Annotated in this window: 19 protein-coding genes; 1 reads left to right on the top strand and 18 read right to left on the bottom strand. The window is 42.6% G+C overall.

Features of this window, described 5'->3' with window-relative positions; translation table 11 throughout:
* Positions 1-83: 83 nt before the first annotated feature.
* A complete protein-coding gene (locus DWW85_RS03265) occupies positions 84-419 on the bottom strand; it encodes a LysM domain-containing protein (protein ID WP_008400969.1) in 336 nt (111 codons plus the stop codon).
* Between the two features lie 249 nt (positions 420-668).
* Between DWW85_RS03265 and DWW85_RS03260 the strand changes: the two genes are divergently transcribed.
* On the top strand, positions 669-4895 hold the full coding sequence (locus tag DWW85_RS03260) for an acyl-CoA dehydratase activase-related protein (RefSeq protein WP_347470665.1): 4227 nt from the start codon (positions 669-671) through the stop codon (positions 4893-4895).
* Positions 4896-5119: 224 nt separating this feature from the next.
* Here DWW85_RS03260 and hisF read toward each other — a convergent pair whose 3' ends face one another.
* The 17 genes from hisF to infB form a co-directional block, all read right to left on the bottom strand.
* The gene (gene hisF / locus DWW85_RS03255; protein ID WP_117784789.1) at positions 5120-5881 is read right to left on the bottom strand and encodes an imidazole glycerol phosphate synthase subunit HisF; all 762 of its coding nucleotides are present in this window, start codon (positions 5879-5881) and stop codon (positions 5120-5122) included.
* Positions 5882-5883: 2 nt separating this feature from the next.
* Positions 5884-6495: an imidazole glycerol phosphate synthase subunit HisH gene (hisH, locus tag DWW85_RS03250; protein WP_021943968.1), complete on the bottom strand. Its 612-nt coding sequence runs from the start codon at positions 6493-6495 to the stop codon at positions 5884-5886.
* Positions 6496-6533: 38 nt separating this feature from the next.
* Positions 6534-8813 carry a DNA topoisomerase (ATP-hydrolyzing) subunit A gene (locus DWW85_RS03245; RefSeq protein WP_117807502.1) on the bottom strand — a complete coding sequence of 760 codons (2280 nt, stop codon included), beginning with the start codon at positions 8811-8813 and terminating at the stop codon, positions 6534-6536.
* 17 nt (positions 8814-8830) lie between these two features.
* Positions 8831-10735, bottom strand: coding sequence for a DNA gyrase subunit B (locus DWW85_RS03240; protein ID WP_008401000.1), 1905 nt, complete (start codon positions 10733-10735; stop codon positions 8831-8833).
* Positions 10736-10802: 67 nt separating this feature from the next.
* Positions 10803-12413 (bottom strand): HAMP domain-containing sensor histidine kinase, encoded by a 1611-nt coding sequence (locus DWW85_RS03235; protein WP_242996011.1) that lies wholly within the window; start codon positions 12411-12413, stop codon positions 10803-10805.
* Complete coding sequence (locus DWW85_RS03230; protein ID WP_117807500.1) at positions 12385-13086, bottom strand: response regulator transcription factor; 702 nt, start codon at positions 13084-13086, stop codon at positions 12385-12387. Before DWW85_RS03230 ends, DWW85_RS03235 begins: the two co-directional genes overlap by 29 nt.
* A gap of 80 nt (positions 13087-13166) precedes the next feature.
* Positions 13167-13892 (bottom strand): tRNA (guanosine(37)-N1)-methyltransferase TrmD, encoded by a 726-nt coding sequence (gene trmD / locus DWW85_RS03225; protein WP_021943971.1) that lies wholly within the window; start codon positions 13890-13892, stop codon positions 13167-13169.
* A 17-nt stretch (positions 13893-13909) separates the two neighbouring features.
* Positions 13910-14419 (bottom strand): ribosome maturation factor RimM, encoded by a 510-nt coding sequence (gene rimM / locus DWW85_RS03220; protein ID WP_117807499.1) that lies wholly within the window; start codon positions 14417-14419, stop codon positions 13910-13912.
* 70 nt (positions 14420-14489) lie between these two features.
* Complete coding sequence (locus DWW85_RS03215; RefSeq protein WP_008401006.1) at positions 14490-14717, bottom strand: KH domain-containing protein; 228 nt, start codon at positions 14715-14717, stop codon at positions 14490-14492.
* A gap of 21 nt (positions 14718-14738) precedes the next feature.
* On the bottom strand, positions 14739-14984 hold the full coding sequence (rpsP, locus tag DWW85_RS03210) for a 30S ribosomal protein S16 (protein WP_021943973.1): 246 nt from the start codon (positions 14982-14984) through the stop codon (positions 14739-14741).
* A gap of 41 nt (positions 14985-15025) precedes the next feature.
* Positions 15026-16372 (bottom strand): signal recognition particle protein, encoded by a 1347-nt coding sequence (gene ffh / locus DWW85_RS03205; RefSeq protein WP_008401009.1) that lies wholly within the window; start codon positions 16370-16372, stop codon positions 15026-15028.
* A gap of 32 nt (positions 16373-16404) precedes the next feature.
* Positions 16405-16761, bottom strand: a complete 357-nt coding sequence (ylxM, locus tag DWW85_RS03200; RefSeq protein ID WP_165853025.1) for a YlxM family DNA-binding protein — start codon at positions 16759-16761, stop codon at positions 16405-16407.
* A 95-nt stretch (positions 16762-16856) separates the two neighbouring features.
* Positions 16857-17786, bottom strand: coding sequence for a bifunctional riboflavin kinase/FAD synthetase (locus tag DWW85_RS03195; protein WP_117807497.1), 930 nt, complete (start codon positions 17784-17786; stop codon positions 16857-16859).
* A 14-nt stretch (positions 17787-17800) separates the two neighbouring features.
* Positions 17801-18733, bottom strand: a complete 933-nt coding sequence (gene truB / locus DWW85_RS03190) for a tRNA pseudouridine(55) synthase TruB (RefSeq protein ID WP_117807496.1) — start codon at positions 18731-18733, stop codon at positions 17801-17803.
* Positions 18727-19674 (bottom strand): bifunctional oligoribonuclease/PAP phosphatase NrnA, encoded by a 948-nt coding sequence (locus DWW85_RS03185; protein ID WP_165853024.1) that lies wholly within the window; start codon positions 19672-19674, stop codon positions 18727-18729. The genes truB and DWW85_RS03185 overlap by 7 nt, the downstream gene beginning before the upstream one ends.
* Positions 19664-20053 (bottom strand): 30S ribosome-binding factor RbfA, encoded by a 390-nt coding sequence (rbfA, locus tag DWW85_RS03180; RefSeq protein WP_008401014.1) that lies wholly within the window; start codon positions 20051-20053, stop codon positions 19664-19666. The genes DWW85_RS03185 and rbfA overlap by 11 nt, the downstream gene beginning before the upstream one ends.
* Positions 20053-22980 (bottom strand): translation initiation factor IF-2, encoded by a 2928-nt coding sequence (gene infB / locus DWW85_RS03175; RefSeq protein WP_117807494.1) that lies wholly within the window; start codon positions 22978-22980, stop codon positions 20053-20055. Before infB ends, rbfA begins: the two co-directional genes overlap by 1 nt.

The raw sequence follows: 22980 nt of genomic DNA, 5'->3' as shown, positions 1-22980 counted from the left end.
TATCCCGACATTATCAAATTATATAATAGAACGAAAAACTTTACAACAGCACAATCATGAAGAATTTCTAACTTTTATATATCTTAATCCACAACCAGCTCCAATCCTTCCGGCAAAACGACCTGATACAAGTTCTTATTGTTCTCAAATAATTCCTGTGGACCGACACCAAAATACATGAATACAGATTCAAAGGTATCTCCTTTTTTCACTGTATAATGCATCTTTCCATCTCCGGAGCCTTCCTGTTCTATCGGAATACAGATTTCTTCCCCTTCCTGCATATTATAGACATTTACATACGGATTTGCAGTTATGATGTCACAGAGATTACATTTGTAGTGTTTTGAAAGCTTATATAATGTATCCCCTTTTTCTACTACATGGATCACTCCATTGCAATGATCATAATTTTCCATTTCATACCATCCGGCTTTTTTTATTATTATATTCGGAATCTGAAAAATGTTCCCTTTTCTTCTTATTAAAATATAAATCTTTCTCTACCTTTTTCTAAAATAAAAATTAAATAATAAAAAATCAAGGAAAATCAATCCTAAAATAAATATTAAGTTCGTCAGAAAAGGGAAAAAATCATTGTTTTTTGTAAAACGTTCCACTATAATAGATTCGGTTCAATAAAGAGAAAATTTTGCGAAAAGATTAGGATGGTTTTTATGTACAAGTTAGGAATTGACATCGGCTCAACAACCGTAAAAGTTGTTGTTCTTGATGATTCACACAAGATTTTATTTTCTGATTACAGAAGACACTACGCAAACATAAAGGAGACATTACAGGCTCTTATAAATGATGCAAAAGCCAGGCTTGGTGATGTAGAAGTTACTCCTGCAATCACCGGCTCCGGCGGTCTTGCACTTGCCGAAGTCATCGGTGTACCATTTACCCAGGAGGTAGTCTGCGTTTCTGAGGCATTGCAGGATTATGCACCTCAAACAGATGTTGCGATCGAGCTTGGCGGCGAAGATGCCAAGATCATATATTTTACAAATGGAATCGAACAGCGTATGAATGGTGTCTGTGCCGGTGGTACAGGGTCCTTCATCGACCAGATGGCTACTCTTCTCCAAACCGATGCCAGTGGTCTGAACGAATATGCAAAGGACTATGATACGATCTATCCGATTGCTGCCCGCTGTGGTGTATTTGCCAAGACAGATATCCAGCCTCTGATCAATGAAGGTGCAACTAAGCCAAATCTGGCTGCGTCTATCTTTCAGGCTGTTGTCAACCAGACAATTTCCGGTCTTGCATGTGGTAAGCCGATCAAAGGAAATGTTGCGTTCTTAGGCGGCCCGCTTCATTTCCTCCCAGAACTGAAAAATGCATTTATCCGTACTCTGAATCTGACCGGGGATGCGATCATCGATCCGGGTCATTCTCATCTTTTTGCTGCAACAGGTGCTGCCCTGAATTCCAAGCCGGAGGTATCCAGAACGCTCGGCGAACTCAGCCATTCCTTAGACGGCGAGTTACATATGGCTGAAAATGTACTCCGTCTCCCTCCATTATTCGAAGACGAAGCAGCCTATGAAACATTCAAGGAGGAGCACAATAAATATAAAGTAAAACGCGGTGACCTTGCTACATATAAAGGAAACTGCTTCATCGGTGTTGATGCCGGTTCTACAACCACCAAGGTAGCTCTTGTCGGTTCAAATGGTGAATTATTATACGACTTCTATAGCAGCAACAACGGAAGTCCGTTAAATACAACGATCAAAGCGATCAAAGATATCTATTCCAAGCTGCCGGAGGGTGCTGTCATCGCCGGTTCATGCTCTACCGGTTACGGCGAAGCCCTGATCAAGCAGGCACTTTCTCTTGATTTTGGCGAAGTAGAAACGATTGCCCACTATACAGCAGCAGCATTCTTTGATCCTGAGGTTGACTGTATCCTCGATATCGGTGGTCAGGATATGAAATGTATCAAGATCAAGAACAAAGTCGTAGATAATGTCATGTTAAATGAAGCATGTTCCTCCGGCTGTGGTTCTTTCATTGAAACATTTGCCAAATCCTTAAATTATGATATTGCTGATTTCGCAAAGATCGCTACAACCGCCAAGACTCCTATCGACTTAGGTTCCAGATGTACGGTATTCATGAATTCAAAAGTAAAACAGGCACAGAAGGAAGGTGCATCCGTAGCTGATATCTCAGCCGGTCTGGCATATTCCGTTATTAAGAATGCACTTTTAAAGGTTATCAAGCTGACGGATCCAAAGGATCTCGGTAAGAACATCGTCGTACAGGGTGGTACCTTCTACAACGATGCTGTCTTAAAGAGCTTCGAGGTGATCTCCGGCAGAACCGCTATCCGACCGGATATCTCCGGTATCATGGGTGCTTTCGGTGCTGCCCTTATTGCCATGAATAAATATAAAGAGGGCTTTAAGACTTCTATGCTGTCGATCGATGAGATCAGCCAGCTGACTTATACCACAAATATGACCAGATGTAAGGGCTGTACCAACAACTGTCTGCTGACGATCAACCGTTTCTCAAACGGTAAGAACTTCATTACCGGAAATCGTTGTGAAAAGGGTGTCGGTCTTAAGAAGAATGCTGATAACATCCCGAATCTGTTCGAATATAAATTAAACAGAATCTTCGACTATACCCCGCTTACACCTGATATGGCAAAACGTGGTGTGATCGGTATCCCTCGTGTCCTGAATATGTATGAAAATTATCCATTCTGGTTCACTTTCCTGACAAAGCTCGGATTCTCGGTAGTACTTTCTCCAAAGTCATCCAGAGATATCTACAGTCTTGGTATCGAATCGATTCCAAGTGAATCCGAATGTTATCCGGCTAAGATCTCACACGGACATGTTATGTGGCTGTTAAAGAATGGTATCACATCCATTTTCTATCCTTGTGTTCCATATGAAATGAACGAAACACCGGAAGCAAATAACCACTACAACTGCCCGATCGTTACATCCTATGCCGAAAATATCAAAAACAACATGGAAGAATTAAAGGATGACAAGATCACCTTTATCCGTCCGTTCGTCGCACTGGATAATGAACAGGCACTTGTCGAGCGTCTGCATCGTGAAATGAAAAAATACTACGATGTTACAACCGATGAGATCGCATCTGCTGTCCGTGCTGCATATGAAGAAGCAGAAAAAGTAAAGACCGATATCCGTGAAAAAGGCGAAGAAACTCTTCGATATATCGATGAACACGACATCCTTGGAATCGTCCTTGCCGGTCGTCCATACCATATCGATCCTGAGATCAACCACGGTCTTCCGGAACTGATCAACTCATATAAGATCGCTGTTCTGACAGAGGATTCCGTTGCTCATCTGGGACAGGTAGATCGTCCGCTTATCGTATCTGACCAGTGGATGTACCACTCCAGATTATATAAGGCAGCAAACTATGTTAAGACCTGTGACAATCTGGAACTGATCCAGTTGAACTCCTTCGGCTGTGGTCTGGATGCCGTAACAACCGACTGTGTAAATGATATCCTGACAAAATCAGGAAAGATCTATACCGTTTTGAAGATTGATGAAGTAAGTAACCTTGGTGCTGCCAGAATCCGTATCCGTTCACTGATCAGTGCAGTTAATTCCAGAAAGGAACAGAACTACAAGACCTGCCCATCAAGCAGTGCGATCAACCGAATCGAATTTACCAAGGATATGATGAAGGACTACACCGTTCTTGCTCCACAGATGTCACCAATCCATTTCAATCTGCTGGAATCTGCATTCAAGGTTATGGGCCTCAATATCGAGATCCTGCCGGATGCAACCAAGGAAACGATCGATGTCGGATTAAAATATGTAAATAACGATGCCTGTTATCCATCTCTGATCGTCGTTGGTCAGTTGATGAGTGCCATCACATCCGGTAAATATGATGTAAATAAACTTGCAGTTATCATGAGCCAGACCGGTGGTGGCTGCCGTGCAACCAACTATGTCGGATTTATCAGACGTGCGCTTGCAAAAGCAGGTTACGGCCAGATCCCTGTAATTGCATTATCGGCTCAGGGATTTGAGAAGAACTCCGGTTTCCCTATCACCTTAAAGCTTGCAAAGCGGGCAATTCAGGCACTTGTCTATGGTGATGTCTTCATGCGTTGTCTTTACCATACAAGACCATACGAGAAAGAACCGGGATCTGCAAATGCGATCCATGAGAAATGGGAAAAGATCTGTAAGAAGACACTGGAAGAAACAGGAAGCACAGCAAGATTTAAAAAGAATATCAGTGGAATCGTACATGACTTCGATACTCTCCCACTTCTTGACATCAAAAAGCCAAGAGTTGGTATCGTTGGAGAGATCCTTGTAAAGTTCCTTCCTTCTGCCAACAACCATCTGGTTGATCTGCTGGAATCAGAAGGTGCTGAAGCTGTTATGCCGGATCTGCTTGATTTCTTCATGTACTGCTTCTACAACAGTAATTATAAATATGAATATCTGGGCAAGACACACAAAGGCGCAATCATCGGAAATGCAGCCATCTCGCTCCTTGAGCATATGAGAAAGCCTGCAACTGATGCTTTAAAGGCAAGCAAACGTTTTGATCCACCTACGCCGATCACGCATCTTGCAGAATATGCCAGACCTTTTGTATCCATCGGTAACCAGACCGGTGAAGGCTGGTTCTTAACAGGTGAAATGATCGAGCTGATCAACAGCGGTGCTGCAAATATTGTCTGTGCACAGCCATTTGCCTGTCTGCCAAACCACATTGTCGGCAAGGGTGTTATCAAGCATCTTCGTGAGGCTTATCCGGATGCTAACATTGTGGCAGTCGACTACGATCCTGGGGCATCCGAGGTTAACCAGATCAACCGTATTAAGCTGATGCTGGCAGCGGCCAACAAGAAGCTCCGGTAACAAAATACATGCAGTTATAGCTTGTGATATAAAAAACAGCTACATATATCTTCTATTCCGCAGATCACTTGCGTTCTGTTTTTCACGTAACGGTACTAAATTCACCGCTCTTGCGGTTCATTAAGGACCGACGTGAAAAAAGGTCTGCTTCATAGAGATATTTGTAGCTGTTTTTATTTACCCTTTTTTCTGCATGTATTTTGTTCTTATAGTAAGATAATATCTTACATCATCCGCATAGGGATGCCACGTTCACTTAAATACTTCTTCAAATCTGATATTTCAAGCTCTTTGTAATGGAATAATGATGCCGCGAGTGCAGCTTCTGCTTTTCCTTCTGTCAGTGCGTCGTAGAAGTGTTCTTTGGTTCCTGCTCCACCGGAAGCAATAACCGGTACATTTACATTCTCTGCAATCGTTCTGGTAAGGTCGATATCGTATCCGGCTTTCGTACCATCACAGTCCATACTGGTAAGAAGAATTTCCCCTGCACCGAGTTCAACTGCTTTCATTGCCCATTCCACTGCATCGATACCGCAGTCGATCCTTCCGCCATGCTTGAAGATATTCCAACCGCCATCCGGTCGTTTCTTTGCATCAATGGCAAGAACTACGCATTGACTTCCGAACTTATCAGCTGCTTCTGCGATCAGATTCGGATTGTCGATCGCTGCTGAATTAACCGATACCTTATCTGCACCTTCGCGGAGAATGGCTTTGAAATCATCAACGGTACGGATACCACCGCCAACCGTAAATGGAATAAAGATCGTCTCAGCCACACGTCTGACCATATCTACTACGATATTTCTCTGATCGGAGGATGCAGTGATATCTAAGAATACAAGCTCGTCCGCACCGGCTTTATCATAAGCTGAAGCAACCTGAACCGGATCTCCGGCATCTACCAGATTTACAAAATTAATACCCTTTACAACACGTCCGTTTTTGACATCCAGACATGGAATAATTCTCTTTGTATGCATGATTACGCCTCCAATTCTATAAAATTCTTCAGGATCTGAAGTCCAACGGTTGAACTTTTCTCCGGATGGAACTGGCAGGCAAATACATTGCCATGTTCGATCGAAGCATGGATATTCGTTGAGTAAAATGTGGATGCAGCTACATCTTCCTCATGATCTGCCTTCAGATAATACGAATGAACGAAATATACATATGGATGTTCCGGAAGTCCTTTAAATAACCTTGCTTTCGGATTGATATCAAGTGAGTTCCATCCGATCTGTGGAATCTTAAGTCCCGGCGCATCCGGAATCCGGAGGATCTGTCCATCTACGATTCCCAATCCTGTTACTCCCGGTGTCTCCTCGCTTGTCTTAAATAATAACTGAAGTCCAAGACAGATACCCAGAAATGGTTTTCCCGAATCAACGACATCATAAATAACATTTTTCAATCCATATTCATTGATTTTTCCCATTGCATCGCCAAAACTTCCAACACCCGGAAGAATAACTCCAGAGCTGTCCATAATGACATCCCTGTCTCTTGTAATTATGGCTTCTTCGCCAAGAAATTGTACGGCTTTTTCGACGCTTTTGATGTTACCTGCATCGTAATCAATAATCGCTATCATTTGTTTTTCCGTTTTAACCTTTCTCTATGTTTTCTTCCCTACAACCGCAGCTTTGTTCCTTTACTGCCACGTTTACATGCTTTGATTCGTGTAAACAGGATCTCTGTGTTATCTACAAAGAAGCTGTCCTTTGTGCTGCCAACTGCTACTTCTTCGATCTCATCATCATCGGTGATATTCACCAGACGGATACAGCCGGCACCTTTTCCTTTGACTGGAATCTCGCTGATCTGGATTCTCGCGTAGTAGCCCAGCATACTCTTTACAACGATAAAATCCTCCATCTCTGCATCGTGGATAAAGATAATGTCTTCTTCCTGCTTGGATGCTGCGATCATCTTACGAAGTACATCGTAGTTATTTCCCGGAACCAGCTTTGCCTGACCATGCTTAGTCACAAATAACAGGTTCTTATCTATGATCTGCTCGATGCAGCACATATATAATATGTTTTCATTTCCATTCATATTGCAGAATTCAAAGATCTGAATACCCTTATCCGACAATCTGCCGATCAGACCGGAACCATTTCCCTTTTTACCGGTATTCTTCTTTGCCTGAAGCTTGATGATATCAGCAACCTTGATCATATACATCTGATTATTATCTGCAAATACACCGACACGTCCTGTGTTCTTACATTTGAATGAGAAACGGTAGTCTTTGTCGATCTGCGCTTTGTTTTTATCATAAAGATTGGCATCAACGACCTTGATATAGTAGAAACGATCGAGAAGTACAGCAACCTCTGTCTCGACTGCCTGTGCTTTCTTAACGACAACTTCGCCACAGTCTGCGATCACAGTCTTTCTTGGGATCGCATATTTCTCCTTGATCTCTAACATATCTGCGATCATCTGCTTCTTCATATTGCTCTTGCTTTCAAGCAGCTTTGAATACTTCTTGATCAGCTTCTCTGCATCTTCCAGTTCTTTCTTAAGGGCATTTACTTCCAGACCGATGAGCTTCTGTAAACGCATGGCAAGGATCGCATCTGCCTGTTTCTCGGTAAAGCATAAGAACTTTGCATCTGCCTCTGAACCTTTGAACCGGAATGTAATATTGGAGGTATCTCCATGCATCAGACATGCCTTTGCATCCGCTACCTTCTTACTTCCACGCAGGATCTCTATGATCAGGTCGATACAGTCAACCGCTGTAAGAAGACCGGTCTTGATCTCCCGTACTTCCATCTGATTTTCTAACAACTTCGTGTATTTGGTATTATATAGTCCGTATTTGAAATCTGTATAGATTGACAGGATCCGCTTCAGTCCCATGACCTCCGGCTTGCCGTCATAAATACAGTTGATATTTACACCAAAGGTATCCTCAAGTCCTGCCTTTTTATATAAAATATTAATGATATTCCGGATCTCTTCATCTGTTGTACCCTTCTTTACATCGATACACAAACATTCTCCGTTCTTATCTCCACGGTCAGCGATATCTACAACGGCCGGTAATTCACGGTTTCTGGTAAGCTCTGCAACCGTATCCAAGAACTTCGCTGTTCCACCGATCATCGTAAACGGGATCTCGGTTACACAGATACTTTTTCTTCCATGACCGATATCACGGATCTCCACCTTACCTCTGACCTTGATCCTGCCAAGTCCTGTTTCATAGACCTGCATCAGATCTTCCTTGGATGCATTGATGATGCCGCCGGTTGCGAAATCCGGTCCTTTCATGACCTCCAACAGATCCTCAAGCGGTACTTCCGGATCATTCAGATACATCACGGTTGCATCGATCACTTCTCCAAGATTGTGTGTCGGAATATTGGTTGCCATACCAACTGCAATTCCTGTCGAACCACTGACTAAGATATTCGGAACCTGAAACGGAAGAAATGTAGGCTCTGTCTCTGTTCCGTCGAAGTTTGGAATAAACTGATCCTTAAAGAAAGACAGATCCTTCATGCAGACATCCTCGGTATATTTGGATATTCTTGCCTCGGTATATCGCATTGCCGCTGCACCGGAGCCATCTACCGAACCAAAGTTACCATGCGGATCTACAAGCGGGATCGGAAGCTTCCAGTTCTGCGCCATATTTACAAGACCTTCATAGATTGAACTGTCTCCATGCGGGTGATATTTACCCATCGTATCACCGACAATTCTCGCACATTTACGATGTGGCTTATCTGAACCTGCCAGACCATTTAATGAATACAGGATACGACGCTGTACCGGCTTTAAACCGTCCCTGACATCAGGGAGCGCACGTTCTGTTATAACGCTCATGGAATAATCTACATAGGATTGTCCCATTTCACTTTCATAATCAACATTTAAGATTTTTTCAGACATAGATTTCCTCTTTCCTCTTAGATATCAAGCACTGCATCTGTACTGTGTGTCTCAATATATTCTCGTCTCGGTGCTACTTCTGTTCCCATCAACGTCTGTGTCAGCTTATTCGCTTCCACGATACTGTTGATCGATACCTGCTTTAACACACGGCTCTCCGGATTCATCGTTGTCTCATAGAGCTGGTCTGCATCCATTTCTCCAAGACCTTTGTAACGCTGGATCGTGAATTTACCGGTATGCTTCTTTCGATAACGGTTCAGTTCTTCATCTGAATACAGATACTGCATATGCTTGCCCTCGCCCACTCTGTAAAGCGGCGGGATCGCGATATAGATGTGCCCCTCATTGATCAGATCCGGATAAAACCGATAGAAAAATGTCAGAAGCAATGTAGCGATATGCGCGCCATCGACATCGGCATCAGTCATAATGATGATCTTGTCGTAATTTAATTTATTAATATCAAAATCGTTGCCATAGCCCTGCATAAAACCGCATCCAAATGCATTAATAAGTGCTTTGATCTCGGCATTCTCAAGAACCTTGGCTACTGTTTTCTTCTCTACGTTTAAGATCTTACCACGAAGTGGCAGGATCGCCTGATATTTACGGTTTCTGGCTGTTTTAGCAGAGCCGCCGGCAGAATCACCCTCGACTATGAAAATCTCGCATTTGGACGAATCATTGGATTCCTGCTTGGCAAGCTTTCCATTTCCTTCAAAGGAGAATTTATTCAGATTGATCTTGGATTTTTCCAGAGCCTTCTTCTTAGACAGGCTGACTGCCCGATCACAGATATCCTTTAAGACATCGTAATTACGGTCAAAATAAACGGTCAGCTGTTCTTTTACGATATCATCGACAGCCTTTGTTACATCGGTATTTGACAACTTTGTCTTCGTCTGGCCCTCAAACTGTGGATCTGGATGCTTTACAGAGATGATCGCCTGCATACCGGAACGGATGTCTGCGCCACTTAAGTTCGCATCCTTTTCCTTCAATAATCCAAGCTCATTTCTTGCATATGAGTTAATCAGCTTTGCAAATCCTGACTTAAAGCCTGTTACATGCGTTCCGCCTTCCGGATTCGTGATATTATTTGTAAAACCGATGATGTTTTCTTCCCCGTCCTCTGTCATGACAAATACGATATCAGCAGTTATATTCTCTTTCTCTCCACTGATCGCAATGATCGGTGAAGTATGTGTAAGTCCTTCCGATATATCCTCTACAAATGCGGACAGACCGCCCGGCTGATGGAATACGACCGGTTCCTTGCCGTCTCTCTTATTATGAAATGTGATCGTAAGCTCCGGATTCAGATATGCCGTTTCCTTGATTCTCTGCATGATCGCATCGGCTTTAAATTTTACTGTTTCAAAGATCGTATCATCCGGATATAGGGTTACCTTTGTTCCGGTTCGTTTCTCTTTTAACCGGGTACGCGGCAGATTCCCTTCCGGAGTCAGCTCCGTTACCGGAACGCCATACTCATAGCTGTCCGTGTAGAGATATCCGTCTCTTGCGACCTCAACCAGCAGCTTCTTTGATAATGCATTTACAACAGCAGAACCTACACCATGAAGACCACCACTGATCTTATATGTGGAGCTGTTGAACTTACCACCGGCATGCAGTACGGTATATACGACACGTTCCGCAGGTATTCCCTCTGTCTCATGTATATCAACAGGAACACCCCGTCCATCATCTGACACGGTCGCTGAACCGTCTTCATTGATACTGACATATATATTTTTACAATAACCTGCAAGGTGCTCGTCCACGGAGTTATCGATCAGCTCCTGAATCAGATGGTTCAGACCGCTTCTTCCGGTGTTACCGATATACATACCCGGTCTGAGTCTTACAGGCTCTAGTCCCTTCAGCACCTCTATATTTTTTGCACTATACGACATAACATTTCCTCTCTATCCACATAATCATTGATTAGTATATTCTGTATTCCATTTTTTTGCAAAGAAATTATTCTGTTTCTTTCTTTTCAATACCGATTTTTTCTTCGATATCGTCTGTCTCCCCGATAATATCCAGATCAAAATAGAATACAACTCCATCTTTTACATTATACACACCATAACACTTCTTATGTGCCTGCATGGTAGCCGCGACAATGGACAGACCGATGCCGCTTCCGCCATATTCTCTGGTTCTTGCCTTATCTACCTTGTAGAACTTGATGAACAGCTTCTCCAGTTCGCCCTCCGGTACATTTGGTCCCTGGTCATATACATAAACACGGAGATTTCCAAGGATCGATCCTTCTTCATATGTGGCTCCCGATTTTTCATACATATATTTTTCTGTCCAGACACGGACTTCTTTCTCTTTATAGCAGTAATGGATCGCATTTGTCAGATAATTACGGAAGACTTCTTCGATCATGAATTCGTCCGCATAGACATTGATCGGATCTACATCATCATAAACGATCGTAACCTGACTCTGCTCTGCAAGGATTGCAGACGAATCGATGGAATTATGGATCAGATCAACGATATTGAACATTTCCTTATTCACTCGGTTCTGCCCGAATTCTATCTCATTCAGATCAAGTAACTGCTTTACCAGCTTATTCATCTTGTTTGCTTCATCAACAATGACATCACAGTAAAAATTCTTACTTTCTTCATCATCATTGATATTATCCCGCAAGCCTTCTGCATAACCCTGTACCAGTGCGATTGGTGTCTTTAATTCATGTGATACATGTGACAGGAATTCCTTACGCATCTCGTCAATCTTGATCTTCTCATTAATTTCCACCTGAAGCTTCTGGTTTGTCTCCTTAAGCTCCGTCAGCGTCTTATTCAGCTTATACGACAGATCATTCATATAACAGGACAGCTCACCGATCTCATCATTGGACGGATGCTCGATCCTTGCATCAAAATCAAGAGTTGCCATTCGTTTTGCAACCCTGGTAAGCCGTTTGATCGGTCCGGCAAATATCTCACTGACAAAATACATCAGAATACAACTGATGATTGCTGTTGTAATCAGTACAGCCATAAAATATTTGATCGTTGTCTGGATCGTGGAATCCACTCTGGCAATTGTGGTACGCACGATAATAACAAATCCATTATCCAGAAATCCGAGCAGATCAAAATAACTCTGAGCTGTATCCTTATCCTTTGTGATCTGTATCTTATAATCCTTATGCTTCTCGACCTCTTCCCGTTCGATCTGGGAATTATTCGCATCTATACTGTCTGAGAACATCAGGAACTCACCGATACTTTTCAGATTGTTAAATACAGCCGTATCCTCATTTACCGTTGTATAGATCTTCATATGAACATCATCCACAATATAGATCATCGCATCGGATTTATTCTCGAGCAGGCTCTCCATGCTGTCAAGGTCATAGCTGCCATCTCTGTTCTTATTTGATGAATCTTTGAAAAAAGCATCGCATTCCTGATAGGTCTGGATCAGATTATTTTTCAGTTCATTGTAGTAATATTTTTTTATGAAGATAACGGACAAAATGCCTGACAGCAGGATCATTACAGTAATGATCGCCATCAGACAAAGTGTTATCTTACTCCTTATCGACCTTTTTCTCATCATCCACCTCGAACTTATATCCCATGCCCCAGATCGTCTTGATATAGTCACCTTTATCCTTCAACTTGCTTCTGAGCTTCTTTACATGGGTATCAATCGTTCTGGCATCTCCAAAATAATCATAATTCCATACATTATTCAGTATCTTCTCTCTGGATAATGCAACTCCTTTATTCACCATAAAATAATTCAACAGCTCAAATTCTTTATAACTGAGCTCGATCGGTTCTCCATCGATCGTTACGATATGGGCTGCAAGATCCATCGTGATACCGCCTGCTGAGATCACACTGTCAGCCGGTACATCACTGGTTCTTCTTAAGATTGCTTCTACTCTGGCAACCAGGATCTTCGGACTGAACGGCTTCGTGATATATTCATCAATACCAAGTTCAAATCCCAGAAGTTCATCTCTTTCATCTGACTTTGCAGTCAGCATGATGATCGGAACCTGTGAGAACTTCCGTATCTCCTTACAGGTCTCCCAGCCATCCATCTTCGGCATCATAACATCTAAAATGATCAGTCCGATGTCTTTATTATTCATAAAGATATCAACCGCTTCTTCACCGTCTCCTGCTTCCAGAACGATATATCCTTTCTTACTCAGGAAATCCTTGACCAACTTACGCATTCTGCTCTCATCGTCAACTACCAATATCTTTATACTATCCATATGCGACCTCCTGTTATTTCCATTTCTTGCTGTATTCTAACAAACATCTATGTCATAAATGTGAATTTCAATCGGGAAATTTACCTTTTTCTCTTTTTCTTCTCCACAACCGGGTGATTTGCTTCATATTTCGCATACAGATCCGGTCGCCGTTCTTTTGTCCGGCTGATCGACTGTTCCAGTCTCCATGCCTCTATATTCTTATGATGACCGGAAAGCAGCACATCCGGAACCTTCTTCCCCATGAATTCTACCGGTCTTGTATATTGTGGATATTCTAACAGATCGTCATGAAAGGATTCGATCTCCGCACTGTCATCATTGTTCAATACCCCAGGAACCAGTCTGGATACAGTATCAATGATCGCCATTGCCGGAAGCTCACCGCCGGTTAAGACAAAATCACCGATCGATACATAATCCGTTACGATCAGCTCCAGCACACGTTCATCGATACCCTCATAATGTCCGCATAAAAGCACCAGATCATCTTCAACGGCAAATTCTTCTGCCACCTTCTGTGTAAATGTCCGTCCCTGCGGTGTCATATATACAACCTTTAATTTCTTTCCTGTCTTTTCACACAAATACTGATAGGCATTATAAACCGGCTCCGCCTGCATCACCATTCCGGCTCCGCCGCCATACGGATAATCGTCTACATGCTTATGCTTATCCTTTGTAAAATCCCTGATATTCACTGCTTCAATATGGATCAGCCCTGCTTCCATCGCCCGGCCGGTAATACTGGTTCTAAGCCCGTCCATAATCATATCGGGGAATAATGTAAGAACATAAAAATTCATCATTCTCTCCATTCGTTCTAATCTTCTGCGATTTTCAGAAGATGTACCTTTACCGTTTTATTTACCGTATCAATATCTGTTACCCATTCCTTTACAACCGGAACGTAGATATCGTCCTGTCCTTTTTTCTTTATAACAAAGATATGATTCGCCAGCGTCTCCAGTACATCATCGATCACACCGATCTCTATGTCATTCTGATCGTATACCTTTGATCCGATCACATCACAGATAAAGAACTCACCATCCTCTAAGGCTACGGCATCCTCTCTGTTTACAAAAATATCATACTGTCTTAAAGCTTCTACATCATTTATACTATCATACCCTGCAAACTTCAAAACTACCATGTTTTTTAAAAATTTACAGGATGTACATTCAGTTTCAATCTCTTTGCTGCCTGATACCAGAAAACATTTTTTCAGGCTTTTAAATCGATTCAGGTCATCCGTTGTCGGATATACTTTTACCTCTCCCTTGATACCATGCGGTGCTGTGATCACACCCACTCTCAGTCTGTCTTCCAAAATTATATCTTTCCTCCACTATAACTAAAAATGGGGGAGTTATGATAACTCCCCCAAAAAGATCTTTGTACTACTTAATATCTACAATTACCTTTTTGTCACCCTTTGAAGCAGCTGCTTTTACAACTGTACGGATGGATTTGGCAATTCTGCCTTGTTTTCCGATAACCTTGCCCATATCCTCTGGTGCAACAGTCAGTTCAACTTTAATTATATCGTCTTTCTCTGTCTCAGTAACAGATATTTGCTCTGGATGATCTACTAGGGATTTTGCAATGATTTCAACTAAATCTTTCATTTAAACACCTCCCTGGTGATATTATTTTTCAATACCTGCCTGCTTGAATAACTTAGCAACAGTCTCAGTTGGCTGAGCACCTGTCTGAAGCCACTTCTTAGCTGCTTCTTCATCGATCTTTACTACGCTTGGCTCCTGGTTAGGATCATATGTTCCGATCTCCTCGATGAATCTACCATCTCTTGGGGATCTTGAATCTGCAACGATTACTCTGTAAAAAGGATGCTTCTTATAACCCATTCTTCTTAATCTGATTTTTACTGCCATTTTGTTTGTTCCTCCTGAAATAAAATATAAAATATAAAAATTTATTTAAATCCAAACGGAAGCTTGAATCCACCGTGGCGTTTCTTGCCACCCATCATACCGGACATCTGCTTCATCATTTTCTTGGATTGTTCAAACTGCTTTAAGAAACGATTGACTTCCGCGATCTGAACGCCCGCGCCGTCTGCAATACGTTTCTTTCTGGATGGTGAGATCGGATCCTTCAGACATCTCTCATTCGGTGTCATGGACTGAATGATCGCCTTCGGCTTCTTGCCTGCATCTTCATCGATCTGTACATTCTTCATCTGACTGGACATTCCGGGCATCATGGAGAGCAGATCTCCGATTCCACCCATCTTCTCAAGCTGATCCATCTGTTCCATAAAATCATTGAAATCAAAGGATGCTTTCCGGAACTTCTGTTCCATCTCTTTCGCTTTCTCATCATCGATCGCATTCTGTGCTTTCTCGATCAGCGATTCCACATCACCCATTCCCAGAATCCGACTCGCCATACGGCTCGGATAAAATGGTTCCAGATCTGTCAGCTTCTCACCCATTCCTGCATACAGGATCGGCTTTCCGGTAACAGCCTTAATGGAAAGTGCCGCACCGCCTCTGGTGTCACCATCTAACTTCGTTAGGATCACACCATCTATACCAATCTTATCGTTAAATGTCGTTGCAACATTGACAGCATCCTGTCCTGTCATCGCATCAACGGTAAGAACTGTATATGTAACATTAATATTTTCCTTGATCTCCGCAAGCTCATCCATCATATCTTCATCTACATGAAGTCGTCCGGCAGTATCGATAAATACCAGATTCATATGATTCTTTTCTGCATGCAGGATCGCAGCCTTGGCAATATCAAGCGGCTTATGATTATCTCCCATCGTAAAGACAGGCACGCCAACCTTTTCACCATTGATCTGCAGCTGCTTGATCGCAGCCGGTCTGTATACATCACAGGCAACTAACAATGGTTTCTTGCCTTTATTCTTAAACTGATATGCAAGTTTTGCAGCCGTTGTTGTCTTACCGGCACCCTGAAGACCGCACATCATAATGACTGTAATCTCATTTGACGGAAGTAATTTCAGTTCTGTTACATCAGAACCCATCAGCTTATCCATCTCTTCTTTTACAATCTTAATGACCATGTGTCCGGGATTCAAACCCTTAAGGACTTCTTCACCAACAGCTCTGTCACTTACAGCTTTGATAAATGATTTAACAACCTTGAAGTTTACATCGGCTTCCAGTAAAGCACGCTTTACTTCTTTCATTGCCTCTTTTACATCATCTTCTGTAAGAACACCCTTGCTTCTCAGTTTCTTGAAAACATTTTGAAGCTTGTCAGATAAACTGTCAAAAGCCATGAATATCTCCCTTCGTTCCTAACACTCATCTACTAAAACTCGTCCAGTATCCGATCCGATAACCGGTCGATTGCTTCTATCTTCAAATTCAGCCTGTCATCCTGATTCTCTTCCATCAGCTCCGAAATGCAGTCTTTCATCTTCTCGACCTGCTTTCTCGCTTTCATGAATTTGTCAACAAGCTGTAACTTATCTTCATATTCTTCCAAGATCTTATCGCAGCGCTTGATCATGTCATAGACACCCTGTCTGCTGATCTGATTCATTCTGGCAATCTCGGAATAGGACATATCATTATTGACCACATCTTCATAAATTGCTTTCTGATGCTCCGTCAAAAGCTCTCCATAAAAATCATATAATAAAGACTGTCTGACTATTTTCTCCATACGATCACCGCCTGTAAAGTATTTTCCCTTTACCATGGGTTATTCTATACCATGCCTGCATCGTTGTCAAGTAAAATGTCTTGACAAATTAATTTTTATCCGAATATCCTCTGTTTTGCCACTTCCATGTCTGCAAGCATCTGTGCTTTTAATTCTGAAACACCTGAAAATTTCTGCTCTCCGCGAATAAAGGATAACAATTCCACGACCAGCTTCTGTTCATAGATATCCTCATCAAAATCAAAGATATGCGTCTCGATCGTTACCCTGCGATCTGTATTCACCGTCGGATTGTCTCCGATATTCGTGATCCCATAACAGGCCCTGCCGTCCTCCAGATGTATCCTTGATGCATAAACACCCGTCACCGGATAGATTTTCCCATGCTTTGGAAGCAGATTTGCCGTTGGAACCTGGATCGTCCTGCCAAGCTCTCTGCCATGCACTACATGACCGGACAGAAAATAAGGTCTGCCAAGGAAGGTTTCTGCTTCTTCCATTTTCCCCTCACTGATCAACATTCTGATATAAGTGGAACTTACAATGACATCATGGATCTTTTTCTTTTCTATCACGATCACCTGATAGCCGTATTCGCCGGCCATCTTCCGCAGAAGCTCTACATTCCCGCGTTTCTTTTTTCCGAATCCGTAATCGGTTCCTACGACTACATATCCGGCATGTAACCTTTTTACAAGGATATCCGTTACGAAAGCTTCCGGTTCCATCGATGCAAATGCATCATCAAACGGATACTCCACCAGTACATCGATTCCCATCTGTTCTGCAAGCATACATTTTTCTTCCGAGGTTATGATGCTTTGAAGCTTATCTACATCAAAGATCGAATTTTTACGAATATCAAAGGTAAATACGACTCCGGTATATCCATCCTTCTGTAAACGAAGCACCTCGTCAAGCAGCAGCTTGTGTCCCTGATGAAAACCGTCAAACTTGCCAAGTGCAACGACGGAACCTTTTTCTGTATTGATCTGTATATCTTTCTGATTAAAATAATGCTGCATTGTCTTCTATCCTATCATCTATCTGTCTCTGCATTCTTCGGGAACATCTTGACCGGCTGGCAGATGCTCTTTTCCTTTTCATATCGGTATATCGCTGCAAAGCTGTCCGTTTCATCATAGACACGGATGCCCGGAACATCTGTAACCGTTTCAGGACTCACAGCTTCCGCAAACTGGGAAAGCTGAAGTTTATTTCCATTTCTTAACAGCTTTCTTGCATATTCATCTGTACCAATATGAAGCTCCGGATACTCCGGCAGCAATAGTTCTTTCTTCATTACATATGAAGCGATCGTTCCCTGATCTCTCGCCTGCTCGATCTCCGCAAGTGTCAGGCTGTCTTCAACCCTGAAGTTTTTCACTTCAGTACGGACCAACTTCTCCATGACTGCTCCGCAGCCAAGCTTTTCTCCGATATCCCGGCATAAGCTTCTGATATACGTTCCCTTGGAACAATGTACGGTAAATGTAACCCTTGGAAGCGACATATCTTCTATCTTTAATTCAAAGATCGTTACCTCTCTCGGGCTCCGCTCAATCTCAATTCCCTGTCTGGCATATTCATAGAGCTTTTTGCCGTTTACCTTGATAGCCGAATACATCGGCGGTATCTGGTCATAAGTACCGATAAAGCTGTTTACAGTTTCTATTACCGATGCTTCGTCCGGGATATCTGCTGTCTCTGTAAGGACTTTTCCTGTTACATCCTCTGTATCTGTTGTCTTTCCGAGCAACATGACACAACGGTATGTCTTCTCCTTATCGATCAGCATTTCGCTTAATTTTGTTGCCTGTCCAAGACACACCAAAAGCACACCTTCCGCCATCGGATCAAGTGTGCCTGTGTGACCGATCTTCTTCTGTTTTAAAATACCACGAAGCTTGGCTACTACATCAAATGATGTATAGCCCTGCTCCTTGTATACATTTAAAAAGCCGTCTAGCATAACTGTTCCTTAATCTCCTCTATCACACCGGCAAGGATCTCTTTGATATCTCCCTTCATGCTGAAACCTGCAGCACGAACATGACCACCGCCGCCATGATTGCAGGATATCCTGCTTACATCAACGATATTATTCGACCGAAGTGAAATCTTGTATTCATCTTCTCCCGTCTGATAGATAAATACCGCCGTTTCCGTTCCCTCTGTGATCCGAAGCTGATCGACAATACCATCCGTATCGATCTTGCCTGCACCACTTTTTCGGAAATCCTCTGTCTCAAGCACTGTGCTGATGATCCTGCCATCTGCATGCTGCTCTGCTTTTGTCAGAGCGATTCCAAGCAGCTTATTTGCGACAAATGTCTTCTTATAGAAGGTTTCATCTATAATAAATGACGGATTTGCACCCTTTTCGATCAGATCACCCGCTATACTCATCGCACTCTTTGTTGTATTGCTGTGTTTGAATACGCCTGTATCATGTACAATTCCCATATAGAGTGCTTCGGCAGCATTCTTATTAATCTTATCCTGTTCCATCAACTTATAAAGTGCTTCTGCCGCGGAACACGCTTCTGCATCCACATAGCATACCTCACCAAATCCCGGATTGGAGATATGATGATCCACACACATTGTGCTCTTCGCACGTTCAAAGATCGGAAGAAAATCTCCCTGTCTTTCCTTATCACCACAATCCACCGCAATACACAGATCATAGACCTGATCTGTAGGTGTATGACTGATCTTATCTGCATCATGTAAAAACAGAAAATCCTTGGAGAATTCCTCCAGATAGATCTGTACCTGCTTATCATAATTGCTGATGATATAATTATATAATCCAACCGTTGAGCCTACACAGTCGCCATCCGGACGTACATGTCCGGTTATAGCGATCGTGTCTGCCTGCTCGATCATGGTAAGAAAATCATTCTTCATTTTCTGTATCATCCTCATCATCTTCGATGTCTTTTACAACATCATCTATCTTTTTGGACATTGTTACACCGTATTCGATCGACTGATCCATGATAAATGTGATCTCAGGTGTATTTCTGAGATTAATGGAATGTGCAAGTTCTCTTCTGATAAATCCCATTGCACTGTTCAGTCCCTCCAGTGTGGAGTTTACGGAATCCTGATCTCCAAGGACACTGATGTATGCCTTGCAATATTTCAGATCCGGTGTTACAACCGCCTCTACTACGGATGTCATCGGATTAATACGGGGATCCTTGATCTCTCTGCTGATGATCCGTGAGAGTTCTCTCTGAACCTCTGCATTAATTCTTGTATTTTTTACACTGTTTTTTCTCATTATTTTCTTGGAACCTCTACCATCTGATATGCTTCAATCTGATCCTCTACCTGAATGTCATTAAAGTTCTCAAGAACAATACCACATTCAAATCCCGACTTAACTTCCTTCACATCATCCTTGAATCTCTTTAAAGAAGCCATCTTGCCTTCGTAGATCAGATTTCCTTCACGGGTTATTCTTACGCTGCAATTCCGGTTGATGATACCATCTAATACATAAGAACCTGCGATCATACCGACACCGGAAGCCTTGTAGGTCTGTCTGATCTCTGCATGACCAATTACCTGTTCTTCAAAGATAGGATCTAACATACCCTTCATTGCAGACTCAATATCTTCAATTGCATTGTAGATGACTCTGTATAAACGAACATCTACACCTTCTGTCTCTGCTGTCTCTTTTGCTCTTGCATCCGGCCGGATATTGAAACCGATTACGATCGCATTAGATGCGGATGCCAGAATGATATCTGACTCGTTGATCGCACCAACACCGGAATGGATACATTTTACTGCAACTTCATCATTTGAAAGCTTTAACAGACTCTGCTTAACAGCCTCTACAGAACCCTGTACATCAGCTTTGATAATGATGTTCAGTTCCTTGACATTACCTGCCTGGATCTGGCTGTACAGATCATCCAGTGACATTCTGGATTTCGTCTCAGCAAGCATCTTCACCCTGCTCTGCGAAATGTATGTCTCGGAAATCTGTCTTGCCTCCTTCTCATTATCAACCGCCATAAAGATCTCACCGGCTGACGGAACTGTATCCAGACCAAGGATCTGCACCGGAGTGGATGGAGTTGCTTCTGTTACACGGACACCCTTTGAATTGTGCATTGCACGAACCTTACCATGGGAAGATCCGACTGCAAGATAATCTCCTACATGAAGTGTACCCTTCTGCACTAACATAGTTGCAACAGGACCACGTCCCTTATCAAGCTCTGCTTCGATTACGATACCACGGGCATTTCTGTTTGGATTTGCCTTTAACTCAAGAACCTCTGCAGTTAACAGGATCATCTCAAGCAGATTATCCAGTCCTTCACCTGTATGTGCGGAAACCGGACAGAAGATCGTTGATCCGCCCCAGTCCTCAGGGATCAGTTCATATTCTGTAAGCTCCTGCTTTACACGCTCGATATTTGCACTTGGTTTATCGATCTTATTGATCGCAACGATGATCTCGATACCGGCTGCCTTTGCATGGTTAATAGCCTCTATCGTCTGTGGCATAACACCATCATCTGCTGCTACAACAAGGATAGCAATATCGGTAGACTGTGCGCCACGCATACGCATAGCTGTGAACGCCTCATGTCCAGGTGTATCTAAGAATGTGATCGTCTGTCCGTTGATCTCTACCACAGATGCACCAATCGCCTGTGTGATACCACCGGCCTCGGCTGATGTTACATTTGTCTTACGGATCGCATCAAGAAGGGATGTTTTACCATGGTCAACGTGACCCATAACGCAGACAACAGGTGGTCTGGAAACCATATCCTTCTCGTCTTCTTCATCCTCTTTTAAGAGCTCCTCGATCACATCAACTTTTTCTTCCTCTTCAGCAATACAATTATATTCCAACGCGATCTCTGCTGCTGCTTCAAAGTCTAACTCAGAGTTCACGTTATACATCTTACCTGCAAGGAAGAGCTTCTTGATCAACGCATTTACAGGCTCTTTGATAATGTCTGCAAGTTCTTTGATCGTTACAACCTCCGGAAGTGTGATCGTACGGATCGTTTCCTTATCCTCTGCCTGCTGCTGTGGCTGCTGTGGCTGATGATGCTTGTTTCTGACATTTTTAGCCAGTCTGCTGATATCTGCCTCAACCTCTTCCGGAGATCTTCTGTTGCCCTTACGAGGCTTATTCTTATCTCTGTTATAATTGTCTCTGTTCTGGCTCTTTAAATCTTTGCCCGGCATCTCTTTTGCTTCAAAATCCTTACGGGTATTTGCTTTTGGACTTCTTCTCTGATTGTTATTATTATCATCCTCGTCATCCTTGCCAAATCCCATCGGAGTATTGTTTCTGTTATTGTTGAACCGGTTGTTTCTGTTATCCGGTCTGTCACCGAACTTCGGCTTGTCAAAGCTGCCCTGACGATCTCCATTGCCGGAAAATCTGCCACGATCCTGACCACCACGGCCATTGTTTGAGAATCTTCCTCTGTCCTGACCATTTCTGTCATTGTTAAATCTCGGTCTGTCAGAATTATTTCTGTCACCGGAATTATTGTATCTTGGTCTGTCATTGTTATTTCTGTCAGTGTTATTTCTGTCAGTGTTGTATCTTGGTCTGTCGGAATTGTTTCTGTCATTACCGTTTCTGTCATTATTATATCTCGGTCTGTCAGAATTATTTCTATCACCATTTGTAAATCTTACACGGTCACCGTTATTTCTGTCGTTGTTATATCTTGGTCTGTCATTTCCCTGCTTGTCGCCAAATCTTGTCTTATCAGAATTCATACGCTCACTATTGTTAAATCTTACTCTCTCATTATTTTGTCTGTCGGAATTATTTCTGTTTCTGTCATCTCTGACAAATCTCGTATGTCCCTCATCTTTACCCTGTTTCGGCTTATTCGCTTCCCCTGTAGCCGGTCGATCATTTCTTACAGCCGTTTTCTTAGGCTCTTCTTTTACAGAAATCTCTTTCTGAACCTTTTCCGGTGCTGTCTTTGCCGCCTTTACGTCCTCCGACTTCTTTTCCGGTACAGGCTTTGCTGCCGGCGCATCTGCTTTCTTTGTACCGGTTCCGCATGCCTTCTTAACGATATTGATCATATTCTCATCAACAGCCGACATATGGCTCTTGATCTCGATACCATTTTTGCCAAGGATTGCTTTGATTTCATTGTTGCTTATATTCAGCTCTTTTGCCAATTCGTGTACTCTCAGTTTCGTCAA

Origin of the sequence: Clostridium sp. AF17-21AC (assembly GCF_003461365.1) — a bacterium.
GTDB lineage: Bacteria > Bacillota > Clostridia > Lachnospirales > Lachnospiraceae > Coprococcus > Coprococcus ammoniilyticus.
The sequence above is the reverse complement of the archived record's forward strand: the minus strand, read 5'-3'. Positions and strand labels throughout refer to the sequence as shown.

Coding starts and splice junctions, on each gene's coding strand:
- ffh (WP_008401009.1), bottom strand. CDS start 16,372: ATGGCTTTTGACAGTTTATCTGACAAGCTTCAAAATGTTTTCAAGAAA.
- hisF (WP_117784789.1), bottom strand. CDS start 5,881: ATGCATACAAAGAGAATTATTCCATGTCTGGATGTCAAAAACGGACGT.
- truB (WP_117807496.1), bottom strand. CDS start 18,733: ATGCTAGACGGCTTTTTAAATGTATACAAGGAGCAGGGCTATACATCA.
- DWW85_RS03235 (WP_242996011.1), bottom strand. CDS start 12,413: ATGATGAGAAAAAGGTCGATAAGGAGTAAGATAACACTTTGTCTGATG.
- trmD (WP_021943971.1), bottom strand. CDS start 13,892: ATGAATTTTTATGTTCTTACATTATTCCCCGATATGATTATGGACGGG.
- DWW85_RS03265 (WP_008400969.1), bottom strand. CDS start 419: ATGGAAAATTATGATCATTGCAATGGAGTGATCCATGTAGTAGAAAAA.
- DWW85_RS03185 (WP_165853024.1), bottom strand. CDS start 19,674: ATGAAGAATGATTTTCTTACCATGATCGAGCAGGCAGACACGATCGCT.
- ylxM (WP_165853025.1), bottom strand. CDS start 16,761: ATGGAGAAAATAGTCAGACAGTCTTTATTATATGATTTTTATGGAGAG.
- DWW85_RS03245 (WP_117807502.1), bottom strand. CDS start 8,813: ATGTCTGAAAAAATCTTAAATGTTGATTATGAAAGTGAAATGGGACAA.
- DWW85_RS03215 (WP_008401006.1), bottom strand. CDS start 14,717: ATGAAAGATTTAGTTGAAATCATTGCAAAATCCCTAGTAGATCATCCA.
- hisH (WP_021943968.1), bottom strand. CDS start 6,495: ATGATAGCGATTATTGATTACGATGCAGGTAACATCAAAAGCGTCGAA.
- rpsP (WP_021943973.1), bottom strand. CDS start 14,984: ATGGCAGTAAAAATCAGATTAAGAAGAATGGGTTATAAGAAGCATCCT.
- rbfA (WP_008401014.1), bottom strand. CDS start 20,053: ATGAGAAAAAACAGTGTAAAAAATACAAGAATTAATGCAGAGGTTCAG.
- DWW85_RS03240 (WP_008401000.1), bottom strand. CDS start 10,735: ATGTCGTATAGTGCAAAAAATATAGAGGTGCTGAAGGGACTAGAGCCT.
- DWW85_RS03230 (WP_117807500.1), bottom strand. CDS start 13,086: ATGGATAGTATAAAGATATTGGTAGTTGACGATGAGAGCAGAATGCGT.
- DWW85_RS03195 (WP_117807497.1), bottom strand. CDS start 17,786: ATGCAGCATTATTTTAATCAGAAAGATATACAGATCAATACAGAAAAA.
- DWW85_RS03260 (WP_347470665.1), top strand. CDS start 669: ATGGTTTTTATGTACAAGTTAGGAATTGACATCGGCTCAACAACCGTA.